At 67.0% G+C, this 11,890-nt stretch carries 11 protein-coding genes; 10 read left to right on the top strand and 1 reads right to left on the bottom strand.

From position 1 onward, the window contains the following. Positions 1-20 precede the first annotated feature (20 nt). Positions 21-1,274 (bottom strand): cytochrome P450, encoded by a 1,254-nt coding sequence (locus ABZZ22_RS05525; protein ID WP_354927627.1) that lies wholly within the window; start codon positions 1,272-1,274, stop codon positions 21-23. 131 nt (positions 1,275-1,405) lie between these two features. Between ABZZ22_RS05525 and ABZZ22_RS05520 the strand changes: the two genes are divergently transcribed. From ABZZ22_RS05520 to ABZZ22_RS05475, 10 genes are all read left to right on the top strand, one after another. Further along, entirely contained in the window at positions 1,406-2,353 is a 948-nt protein-coding gene (locus tag ABZZ22_RS05520; RefSeq protein WP_354927625.1) for a PDR/VanB family oxidoreductase, read from the top strand. Between the two features lie 9 nt (positions 2,354-2,362). Further along, complete coding sequence (locus tag ABZZ22_RS05515) at positions 2,363-3,184, top strand: SDR family oxidoreductase (protein WP_354927623.1); 822 nt, start codon at positions 2,363-2,365, stop codon at positions 3,182-3,184. A 10-nt stretch (positions 3,185-3,194) separates the two neighbouring features. Next, positions 3,195-4,592 (top strand): aldehyde dehydrogenase family protein, encoded by a 1,398-nt coding sequence (locus ABZZ22_RS05510; protein WP_354927621.1) that lies wholly within the window; start codon positions 3,195-3,197, stop codon positions 4,590-4,592. A gap of 23 nt (positions 4,593-4,615) precedes the next feature. Next, positions 4,616-5,020, top strand: coding sequence for a sterol carrier protein (locus ABZZ22_RS05505; protein ID WP_354927620.1), 405 nt, complete (start codon positions 4,616-4,618; stop codon positions 5,018-5,020). A 10-nt stretch (positions 5,021-5,030) separates the two neighbouring features. Beyond that, a complete protein-coding gene (locus ABZZ22_RS05500) occupies positions 5,031-6,185 on the top strand; it encodes an acyl-CoA dehydrogenase family protein (protein WP_354927618.1) in 1,155 nt (384 codons plus the stop codon). 67 nt (positions 6,186-6,252) lie between these two features. Next, positions 6,253-7,014 (top strand): SDR family NAD(P)-dependent oxidoreductase, encoded by a 762-nt coding sequence (locus ABZZ22_RS05495; RefSeq protein ID WP_354927616.1) that lies wholly within the window; start codon positions 6,253-6,255, stop codon positions 7,012-7,014. 11 nt (positions 7,015-7,025) lie between these two features. Then, complete coding sequence (locus ABZZ22_RS05490) at positions 7,026-8,090, top strand: CaiB/BaiF CoA-transferase family protein (RefSeq protein WP_354927614.1); 1,065 nt, start codon at positions 7,026-7,028, stop codon at positions 8,088-8,090. A gap of 330 nt (positions 8,091-8,420) precedes the next feature. Continuing rightward, entirely contained in the window at positions 8,421-11,138 is a 2,718-nt protein-coding gene (gene mobF / locus ABZZ22_RS05485) for a MobF family relaxase (protein WP_354927612.1), read from the top strand. 157 nt (positions 11,139-11,295) lie between these two features. Continuing rightward, positions 11,296-11,568 (top strand): hypothetical protein, encoded by a 273-nt coding sequence (locus ABZZ22_RS05480; protein WP_354927610.1) that lies wholly within the window; start codon positions 11,296-11,298, stop codon positions 11,566-11,568. Continuing rightward, positions 11,552-11,872: a hypothetical protein gene (locus tag ABZZ22_RS05475; RefSeq protein WP_354927608.1), complete on the top strand. Its 321-nt coding sequence runs from the start codon at positions 11,552-11,554 to the stop codon at positions 11,870-11,872. Before ABZZ22_RS05480 ends, ABZZ22_RS05475 begins: the two co-directional genes overlap by 17 nt. The last annotated feature ends 18 nt before the right edge of the window (positions 11,873-11,890 follow it).

Here is an 11,890-nt window from a genome sequence, read left to right as displayed (position 1 = left end):
GGCGGGTGGTGGGAATCGGCTCAGAACGTGATGGGCATGCGCTTGATGGCGTGCGTGAAGTGCCCTGCCACGAACTCGGGCTCACCGAGCTGCAGACCGGGTACGCGGGTGAGTAGCTCCTTGAAAAGCGAGCGCAGCTGGATCCGCGCGACGTGCTGGCCCATGCAGTAATGGACTCCACCGCCTCCCAACGAAACGTGGGGGTTGTGGCTGCGGGTGATGTCGAAGCGCCACGGGTCTTCGAAGACGCGGGCGTCGCGGTTCGCTGAGGAGAAGAAGGTGGCGACCTTGTCCCCGGCCTTGATCTGCTGCCCGCCGAGGAGGATGTCCTCCTTCGCCGTACGTCGGAACGTCATGACCGGGGTCGCCCAGCGCATGAACTCCTCGATCGCAGGACCGACCCTGCGGTCGAAGTCTTCGGCCAGGAGTGCCATCTGGTCCGCGTTGTCGCAGAGCGCCTTGAGGCCGTGACTGGTCGTGTTGCGAGTGGTGTCATTGCCGGCCGTCGCGAGCAGGACGAAGTACGAGCGGATCTCGTCGTCGGTCAGCCGCTCGCCGTCGGCCTCGGCATGGACGAGCGCCGACATCACGTCATCGGTCGGCTCCGCCCGACGGGCGTCGATCAGGGTCTGGGCAAGGTCATGCAGGGTCGCGACTCCGCCGAGCAGGGTGGAGAACGGGTCCCGGTCACCGATGTACTCCGGGTCATTGAGCCCGATCATGTCGTCGACCGCCCCGACCATCCGCGGTCGCTCCTCCACCGGAACGCCGAGCATCTCGGAGATGGTCCATAGCGGCAGGCGGCTCGCGACGAGCTCGACGAAATCACCGGGGCCGTGTTCGATGAGGTCGTCGACGATCGCGGCGGCCTGGGCCTTGATCTGGTCCGCGATCAGGCGGATCTGGCGCGGGCTGAACGCGGAGGCGGCCAAAGCGCGGATGCGGCCGTGCTCAGGCTCGTCCATCGTAAGGATCGATTGCGTCTCACGAAGCAGCTCAGCCGGCACGTTCTCGAACATCACGCCGCCGAGATCGGGGGCCGAGGAGAAGACCGCATCGTTCTTGCTGACCTCGACCACGTGCTCATGGCGGACGACCGCCCAATAGCCCAGGTCCTCGGGGTCCTCCATGAGCGACCCGTAGGCAGGCGGCTGCCAGGAGATCGGGCGCTGCTCGCGCAGCACACTGAACGCTTCGTCGCGCTGCCGCATCGTCTGCGCCCAGAAGGCCTCGCTGGAGGTCTCGATGTCGTCGTACTTCTGCTGCTGCGCCATGGTCGGCTCCTCACAACGATGAGATGTAATGTTATCTACATTACCTCCAAGATTCGCCGCGTCAACCTCTTGCGGTTCAAACATAGAGTAGTTTATGTTCGAAGAGCCCCTGCAACAGGAAGGTGAAGGCCATGACGACACAGTCCGTGTACACCTCGACCCTGGTGGTCGAGTCGAAGACCACCATCGCCGACGGCGTTGTCGACCTGGTCCTGCGGTCACACGCAGCCCTTCCCAGCTGGACACCGGGCGCACATGTCGAGCTTCGGCTCGGCCACGGCCTCTCACGGTCGTATTCGCTCTGCGGTCCACCGGATGACGCGAACTGCTATCGGCTCGGCATCCTCAGGGAGCCTGAGAGCCGCGGCGGCTCGGCCTACGTGCACGACAAGTTGGCGGTCGGCGACACTGTCGAGGTGGTCGGACCGACCAACCACTTCGAACTGCTGCCGTCACCGCGCTACCAGTTCATCGCCGGCGGCATCGGCATCACTCCCCTGCTGCCGATGATTGTTGCTGCCGAGGCGGCAGGCGCCGACTGGCACCTGCTCTACGGCGGACGTTCCCGCAGCTCCATGGGCTTCCTGGACGAGCTCGCGGTCTTCGGCGACCGGGTCACGGTCCACCCGCAAGACGAGAGCGGTCTTCTCGACCTGTCGGCCGTGCTCGGCACACCGCGCGACGGCACACTCGTCTACTCCTGTGGTCCGACGCCGCTGCTCGATGCGGTCGAGCAGCACTGCGCGCGCTGGCCCGCGGGCGCACTACACGTCGAGCGTTTCGCAGCCGCAACACCGGCGCACCGTGAGGCCGACGTCGCATTCGAGGTCGAGTTCGCCCGCACCGGTGTCACCGCGACCGTGGAGGCCGGTGTCTCGATCCTCGATGTCGCCACCGACAACGGTGTCTTCATCCTTCGCTCGTGCAGCGAGGGAGTCTGCGGCACCTGCGAGACGGAGCTGATCGAGGGCAACCCCGATCACCGTGACTCCGTGCTCACCCCCGAGGACCGCGCGGCCGGGTGCTTCATGCCATGCGTGTCCCGCGCTCGTTCTGCTCGTCTCGTTCTCGATCTCTGAGGAGTCACCATGTCCCGCTCACTCAACGGCCTTCGCGTCGCCCTGACCGGCGGCGCGCGAGGCATCGGCCTCGCGACCGCGATCGAGCTCACACGGCTCGGCGCCAAGGTGACGATCGGCGACCTCGATCTCGACATCGCCCAGGCAGCTGCAGCCGCCAACGGTCTCGAGGGTGCTACCCAGCTCGACGTCACCGACCGGTCGTCCTATGCGAAGTTCCTGGCCGACGCGGGAGCCGCTGGTCCGGTCGACGTACTGATCAACAACGCCGGAATCATGCCGATCGGAGGTTTTCTCGAGCAGAGCCCAGAAACCTACAGGCGCGTGTTCGACATCAACGTCATGGGCTGCCTGCACGGCATGCACCTCGCCCTTCCCGGCATGGTCGAGCGAGGATCAGGACACGTCGTCAATGTCGCCTCGACCGCCGGCCGCTCGCCGGTCCCGGGTGGGCTCGCGTACTGCGGCAGCAAGGCTGCAGTTCGGCATCTGACCGAGACGGCGCGCGTCGAGTTCGGCCGCGCCGGCATCGACTTCACCTGCGTCTTCCCGCACTTCACCAACACCGAGCTGATCGCCGGTACCAAGGGAATGAAGCTCCTGCCGACCGTGGAGCCCAGCGACGTGGCGCACGCAATCGCTCGAGCAATCGCCAAGCGCAAGAAGGACGTCACCGTCCCCAAGGTCGTGGGTCCGATGCTCAGCACGCAGCCAGCGATGGGCCGACGGCTACGCGATGGCCTGAGCCGCAGGCTCGGCGCCTACGACACCTTCCTCGACATCGACACGACCAAGCGCGCCGGTTACGACGACCGCGTTCGCAACTCCTGAGGGGACGACCATGACCGTCGAGATCATCGAAACGGACCCGTCCACCGTCGAAGCTGAGGTCGCGAGGCTCCGCGCACACTTCGCCAGTGGAGCGACGCAGTCGCGGCACTGGCGAACCCAGCAGCTCGAGCAGATCGAGAAGATGCTCGAAGAAGGAGAGGAGCGCATCGCCGCAGCCCTGATGAAGGACCTCGGTCGCCCCGCGAGTGACAGCTTCCTCGGCGACATCGCGCCGACCGCCGCCGAAGCCCGGTACGCACGCAAGCACCTCGAGCGCTGGATGAAGCCACGGCGTGTACGCGTTCCGCTCTCGCAGGTCCCCGGCAAGGCTTGGTACGGCTCCGAGCCTCTGGGCGTCGTCACGGTCATCGGCCCATGGAACTATCCGGTTCTGCTCACATTGGCGCCAGTTGTGGCCGCGGTGTCCGCCGGAAACTGCGTCGTGATGAAGCCCTCGGAGCACACACCTCACACCTCACACCTGCTCTCCGAGCTCGTGGCCGAGTACCTGGACCCCGATGCGTTCGCCGTCATCGAAGGGGGTCCCTCGACCACGCAGGCCATCTTGGCCCAGGGCATGGACCACGCCTTCTTCACCGGTGGCCCTGAGATCGGCAAGGCGGTCATGGCTGCTGCCGCACCGCATCTCACCCCTGTCACCCTCGAGCTCGGCGGAAAGTGCCCGGCTGTCGTGACGGCGGACGCCGATCTCGAGGTGACTGCCCGGCGGATCGCCTGGACCAAACTCCTCAACTCCGGGCAGACCTGCATCGCACCGGACTATGTGCTCGTGGACGCCGCGGTGCGAGACGTCCTCGTGACACACCTGCGGAAGGCGTTCGTCGACATGAGCCCCAACGCGGACGGTGGCATCGGGATGCCAATGGTCAGCGCGCGTCATGCGATGCGTGTGGCCGAGCTGCTCGAGAACCACGGCGGCACCGTCGTCCATGGCGGCGGGAGCGACCCTGCACAGCGACGCCACGACCTGACGATCGTGGTTGATCCCGCTCCGGACTCGCGACTGATGACCGAGGAGATCTTCGGCCCGCTGCTGCCGGTGGTCAGCATGGACGGCCTCGAACCCGCCATCGCGCACATCAAGCAGGGCACCAAGCCCCTCGCCGCCTACATCTTCAGCCGCTCGCAACGGGTCATCGACCGCTACCGCAGCGCCGTTTCCGCCGGAGCCGTGGTCAGCAACCACGCCGCCGTCCACTTCCTGGTCCCTGCGCTGCCGTTCGGCGGCGTCGACACCTCAGGTATGGGCTCGTACCACGGCGAATTCGGCTTCCACACGTTCAGCCACCGCAAGGCGCACCTTTCTCGTCCCACCAAGGTCGACCCCAGAGTCGTCTATCCGCCGTACGGGCCGCGCACCCAGCGGCTGCTCCGCAAGATCTTCTGACCGCCCACAGCAAGGAAAGACGCATGAACACGTTCACCGACGCAGCCGATGCCACGACGTATATCGGAGGCATCTTCGAGGCCAGTTTCGCCGACCCGTCGATCAGCGCCGTACTGGCCAAGTCGGGCCTGGTACTGAAGATGCAGATGACCGACCCCGACCTCGACCTGACAGCTGACCTGGTCAACGGGGTCCTCTACACCAGCGCGGACGCCCCATCCCCGAACATGACGATGGTGCTAGACGCGGGCACCGCGAACCGCTTCTGGCAGGGAAAGGTCAGCCTTCCGCTCGCGATCGGCCGTGGCCAGATCACGCTCTCTGGCGCACTGCCGAAGCTGATCGGCCTTCTTCCGAGCGCCAAGCCGATGCAGGTTGCCTACACCGCGCGGCTCAAGGCCGACGGTCGCACCGACCTGCTGGCGTGAGGACGCCGAGATGACTTTCTACGACGAGGACCACCAGTCCTACCGGCTCAGCATCCGTGAGTACATCGCCCGCCAGGTGCTCCCCCGATACGACGCTTGGGAGGCGGCCCACCTGGTTGACCGATCGGCCTGGGCCGAGGCCGGCGCAGCCAGCGCACTCGGCGTGAGTGTCGATGAAGAGTACGGCGGCGGTGGCACACGTGACTACCGCTTCCGCTGCGTGGCCGCGGAGGAGTTCGCGGCGGTTGGCGTCGGCTCGTTCTCTGCCGGAATCGCTGTCCAGGATGACATCGTCATTCCATACATCGCTGAGCTCGGCGACCACGAGCAGAAGAAGCGGTGGCTCACGGGCCTCACCTCTGGCGAGTTGATCGGCGCGATCGCGATGACCGAGCCTGGCGCGGGCAGTGACCTTCAGGGCACTCGCACGTCTGCTGTCCGCGATGGCGGGGACTGGCTCGTCAATGGCCAGAAGACCTTCATCACCAACGGCATCCAGTCGGACGTGATCGTGGTCCTCGCGCGCACCGATCCCGATGCGGGCTCGCGCGGCTTCAGCCTGTTCGTCGTCGAAGCCACCGACCCGGGCTTCGCCCGTGGCCGCAAGCTCGACAAGGTCGGCCTCGTCGCCCAGGACACCGCTGAACTCTACTTCGACGCTGTCCGTCTCGGCCGTGACCGCCTGCTCGGCGAGGAAGGCCGCGGCCTGTACTACCTGATGGAGCGCCTCCCGCTGGAGCGACTCTCGATCGCGATGGGAGCGCTCGCGTCAGCCGAAGCCGCGTATCGCTGGGCACGCGACTACGTATTCGACCGGCAGGCCTTCGGCAAGGCGGTCGGAGACTTCCAGACTGTCCGCTTCACGCTGGCAGAGCTGGAGACCGAGCTCGAGGTCACCCGTGCATATGTCGAGAGCTCAGTGCTCAAACTGAACGCGGGCACGCTGACAGCCGTTGACGCCGCTAAGGCGAAGTGGTGGGCTTCCGAGCTCCAGCAGCGCGTGATCAGCCGCTCGCTGCAGCTCTTCGGCGGCTATGGCTACATGCTCGAATACCCGATCGGTCGTGCGTTCCGCGACGCCCGGATCCAGACGATCTACGGCGGGACGACCGAAATCATGAAGGAGATCATCGGTCGCGACATCGCGTCCCGGTACTCCGCCTGACCCATCACCCACTCCCGGGAGCAGGTCGGCCATTCCGGCCCCGGGGCCTACTCTCAGGGAGAATCACATGCAGCTCAACGCCACCGCCGCAATCGTCACCGGCGGAGCGTCCGGCCTCGGCGCAGCCACGGCAGCCAGCCTCGCCGCCAAGGGCGCGACCGTCTACGCCTTGGACCTCGCCTCATCGATCGAGAAAGCGTCGGAGGTCGCCGGCGTTCACTACCTGGCGGTCGACGTCACGGATGTCGAGCAGGTCCGCGAGGCCGTCGCCGCCGCTGCCAACACCGGCGCACCCCTGCGCACCGTCGTCAACTGCGCCGGCATCGGCACTGCGGGCCGCATCCTCGGCAAGGACGGCACCGTGGGCGACCTTGCCCACTTCGGCCGCGTCCTTCAGGTCAACCTGATCGGCACCTGGAACGTCCTCGCGCTCGGTGCCGAGGCAATTGCCGCGACGCCCGAACTCGAGCACGGTGCACGTGGCGTCATTATCAACACCGCGTCGGTCGCAGCGTTCGAAGGCCAGATCGGCCAGGAGGCGTACGCCGCATCGAAGGGTGGTGTGGTGGGCCTCAACCTCCCCGCTGCTCGCGACCTCGCCCAGTTCGGAATCCGGGTCAACACCATTGCGCCGGGCATCGTCGAGACTCCGATGCTGGCCGGTGTCACCGAGGAGTTCCAGAAGACTCTCGCGGCTGGCGTTCCCTTCCCGAAGCGCCTTGCGCGAGCTGACGAGTACGCCCAGCTCGCTGCCTTCATTGCCGAGCATGACTACATCAACGGCGAGGTCATCCGCATGGACGGCGCCCTGCGGATGGCCCCGCGGTGAGTACGGGGCCGTTGACCGGTGTCCGCATAGTCGAACTCGCGGGCATCGGCCCCGGCCCGTTCGCGGCGACGATCCTGGCCGACCTGGGGGCGGATGTTCTCCGCATCGATCGACCCGGACCGCAACTACTGGCGGGTGGTGAGGAGGATCTGCTCACGCGAAACCGCCCGTCGGTCGAGGTCGACCTGAAGTCCGAGGACGGGGTGGCCGCCGTCCTCGACCTGGTTCGGAAGGCCGACCTCTTCATCGAAGGCCTCCGCCCGGGTGTCACCGAGCGACTTGGACTCGGTCCCGAGGCCTGCAGCGCCGCCAACCCCAGGCTGGTCTACGGCCGGATGACCGGGTGGGGACAGAGTGGCCCGCTTGCGCAGACCGCGGGGCACGACATCACCTACACGGCCCTGTCCGGCGTCCTGCATGGGCTCGGACAGGCTACGGACCGCCCGCAGTTCCCGATCAACCTCCTTGGCGACTTCGGAGGCGGCTCAACGTTCCTGGTCATCGGCCTACTGGCAGCACTCCACCACGCTCGCGCGACCGGCCAGGGCCAGGTCGTCGACGCAGCCATCCTCGACGGAACGGCATACCTCGACCTCATGACCGCGGGCTGGAGAGCTGGCGGTCGCCATACCGAAGAGCGCGGAACGAATCTCCTCGATGGCGGCGCACCATTCTATCGGCTGTACCGAACCGCGGACGCGCGATGGATGGCCGTGGGCGCGCTGGAGCCGCAGTTCTTCCGCGCACTGTCGGACATCCTCGGACTCGTCGACCAGATGCCCCCACAGGATGATTCAAGCCGCTACGACGAGATGACGATGCTGCTGGAGTCAGCCTTCGCTTCCCGAACGATGGCCGAATGGACGGCTATCTTCGAAGGCACAGACGCCTGCGTAGCGCCGGTTCTCACCCCGACCGAGGCCGCCGCGCACCCGCACCTTGCCCAGCGAAGCACGTACGTGGATATGGATGGCGTCGTTCAGCCGGCACCCGCACCCCGCTTCAGCCAGACGCCGTCCATCCGATCCGTTGGCACGAAGCGTGAGCTTGCCGACGCCCTGTTGCGCTGGCAGTAGCGCGCAGGCGCCAGGCGGCGACGTTCCGCGCAGAGTGAGCCGCAGGGCGCGCCGACATGTCGCGTCCTTGCCGAGCTTCGCCGACGTGCCCCGGGGAATCAGCCCTCGATACACCGCCACGTGACCTACTGTCCGGCTAGGTTCGGCGACCTCTTACGCCGGCTACCGACCCTCGAATCCCCGCCTACAGATTCCCAGTTCAACCCTCGAAACGGCCTGCACGCATGCTACGAAGGTCCGTAGAACGGTCCGCCCACTTGGGCGGACCGAGCGTCATTTCAAGGCCAATTGACGAGGCGTGACGGGTGGTGACGGGGCGTGCATGGTGGGGTGAAATTCTATCGTGGCGCGGCTGGAACAGCACGGTCGTACGTCGAGGCAGATCACTCCCGAGCCGACGACTACTACCTCGCCGAGGGCTCCGGCGTCGCGACTAGGTACGTCGTCGATATCGACGTAGACGGCGTACCGACGGTTCGACCTGTCGAGAGCATGGATGGAGACGCGTACGAGTCCTGGGTAGCCGGCTACGACGTCGAGACCAGCCTTCCGAAAGGACGGCTGCGAAAGGACGAGCAGGCGCTGCGGTTCGTCGAGGTGGTGATGAATGGGCCGAAGTCGTGGTCGCTCGCGGCTGCCGAGCATCCGGAGATCGCTCGGGTCTATGAGGCGGCGCAGGAGCGGGCTGCGCGCGAGGTGATCGGTTGGCTCGCGCAGAACTCGACCACACGGGTCGGGCCGCGGGATCGGCAGGTGCAAGTCCCGGTCGAGCGGGTCGAGGTCGCGCTGATCCGGCACTACACCTCCCGCGCCGGCGATCCTCACCGGCACCTTCATCTTCAGCTCAACGCGCGTGTGTTCGCCGATGACAGATGGCGCGGCCTGCACTCGGTCGGGACCGTCGACAGCATCGAGGCGATCAACGGCATCGGGCACGCTGCAGTGGCCTGCGACCCGGAGATGCGACAAGTCCTGGCCAGGCATGGCTACGTACTCGACCGAGATGGAGAGATCCGGGAGCTGAAGCCGTACGTCGCCCGGTTCAGCCAGCGGTCGACACAGATCCTTCGCAACCTGGATCGCTACGAGGCCGAGTGGCGTCGCGCGCATCCGGGCCAGCCGCCCGGTCCGGGGTTGCGGCGCGGGTGGGACCGGCGGGCCTGGTCGGATCACCGGCCCGACAAGGACATCCCGATCGATGGGGCCGCCCTGGTGGCCCGGTGGCGCGAGGAACTCCACGACCTGGGTTACCGCCCGCCTGTACGAGCGGAGGGACTCGAGGCTTTCCCGATCGCGAGGCTCGACCGTGACGCGGTCGTCGATCTCGTGCTCTCCCGCTTGGGTGGTCGACGGTCGTCCTGGAACGCTGCCGACATCCGAGGTGAGGTCGAGAAGATCGTTGCCTCGGTCGGGATCGTCGCCGCCGGCGCCGCACGGCGCGAGCTCGCCGAGGACCTGACCAGCCGGACCGTCGCGGCCTGCACCCCGTTGCTGGAGCGTGATGACGTCCCCAAGCACGTCCGCGCCCTCACCTCCGAGCGGGTGGTGCAGGTCGAGGAAGCGCTGGTCTCACGGCTCGCCAACCGCAGCCGAACACGCGGCCAGCCCGTTCGGCTCACCGTCAGCAGAAGTGCGCGAGGACTCGATCCGGCCCAACGACGGGCGGCCTCTGCGATCGCCGGCACCGCACCCCTGGTTGTCGTCGAGGGTGCCGCCGGCACCGGCAAGACCACGACCCTCGCTGCAGCAGACGCGGCATTGAGACGATCCGGGCACCGGCTGCTGGTGGTGACGCCAACGCTCAAGGCCGCACGTGTCGCCTCGCGTGAGATCAAGACCCAGGCCAGCACCGCGCACTGGCTCGCGATCCAGCACGGTTTCCGCTGGGACGACGACGGGCGCTTCGGCCGCGTCCCAGCCGCGGAGCGCTTCGACAGACCGGCGCACATTCGGCCCGGCGACGTACTCCTGGTCGACGAGGCCGGGATGCTCGACCAAGACCTCGCTCTCGCTCTGCTCACCATCGCCGATGAACACCGCGCCCGAGTCGTGCTCGTCGGGGATCGTCACCAGCTGCCAGCGGTCGGCCGCGGCGGCGTCCTCGACCACGCTGCCCGTTGGACCCGACCGACCAACGTGCTCGAGCTCTCTGCGGCGCACCGCTTCGCCGACGAGACGTACGGCGCGTTGAGCCTGCGTATGCGCACCGGCCACAACCCCGGCGAGGTCTTCGACGACCTGGCCGCCCGAGGGTCCATCGTTGTGCATCCCACCACCATCGAGCGCACCGCGGCGCTGGCCGCCCTGGCCGCCACCAACACCAGTCTCGTCATGGCCGACACCCGCGAACACGTCACCCTTCTCAACGCCACAGCCCGCGATCAGAGAGCGTCTGCGGCCCCGGCACCGCACCGCAGAAGGACCCGGGCGGTCGGCACTGGCGTGGTCACCGGACGCGGTGAGCGGATCACAGTCGGGGATCGGGTCGCTACCAGGCTCAACCACCGCGACCTCGGCGTAGCGAACCGCGACACCTGGACCGTCAGACGGGTCGCCGCGGATGGCGGTCTTCAGCTCGACGGCCGCTCCGGCGCGGTGAAGGTCCCAGCCGAATACGTACGCGATCACGTCGAGCTCGCCTACGCCACCACCGTCTACGGCGCGCAAGGCGAGACCGTCGACTCCGCCCACGTCGCCATCGACCCGACCACCGGCGCAGCCGCCGCGTACGTCGCGATGACCCGGGGCCGAGAACTCAACATCGCCCACCTCGTCGCCGACGACCTCGCGGCCGCCCGCCGGCAGTGGATCGAGGTGTTCAGCCGCGACCGTGCTGACCTCGGACCGACGCATGCCGCCGAACGAGCAGCCGCCGACATCGACACCTACGGACCACAACACCCGAGACCCCGACGACAGCCCAGGGCAGGGTTGCTCGCCCAGGGGGAGCAACCCCGCAGACGGCGATCCGAGCAGACCTACCTCATGCGCCCGTCCGCCTCCCCCAAGCGAACCGAGAGCCCTCCGAGCCCTTCGATCGGCCTCTGAGCAACCTCTCGAAAGTAAAACTTAGATGATGTGGGGGAGCATGCACCTACCCCCACTTTGACCTGCGGAAACTCCCGACATCCCCCGAGCCGTACCCCCATGCTCGTGCCGCCAGGAGGTGCGGAGTCGGATATGTCCGTGAGGATCATGGGAAGGCATGACCCCCAACACACGCACGAACCAGATTGCGCCGATCTCGATCCCCAACGATTGGGACGATGACGCACTCCTCACCTTCGAACAGTTCTGCACCCTCATCCAGACACCCCAGCGAACGGTGCGCGACTGGAAACGCCGCAAGGTCGGCGTCGACTGGAGGCGCCTGGGCAACACCGGCCGGATCTACACCACCGTCGGCGAAGCACGCCGGTTCGTTCATGCCGGTCAGAACGGCCGGAAGGAGGTGAGAGCCGATGTCGAAGACCGCTGACCGCCACGCTGCCACGCCCGACGGTCGGGATCCGCGCCATGTCTTCCTCGACGCTCAAGAGGTGATGAGGCGCTACGGATGGGGCAAGACCAGGGGCTATCAGAACCTCAAAGACCGGGCCCTCGTCCCCGCACCGGTCCTCATCCACCCGAACCGCTGGCGTCTCGACCAGCTCCTTGCCTGGGAAGAGCGCCGCATGGCCGCAGCCCAAGACGCGCTTGAAGCCCGTCCGGAGAACGACTTCACCGCAGACGACATCTGCGCGCTGCTCCCCCGGCCGAAGCGGCATCGACGTTCCGCTTAGACGATCCAGCATGTGGCA

Source organism: Nocardioides sp. NPDC006273 (assembly GCF_040613495.1).
Classification (GTDB): domain Bacteria; phylum Actinomycetota; class Actinomycetes; order Propionibacteriales; family Nocardioidaceae; genus Nocardioides.
This window is presented reverse-complemented; position numbering and strand designations above follow the sequence as displayed.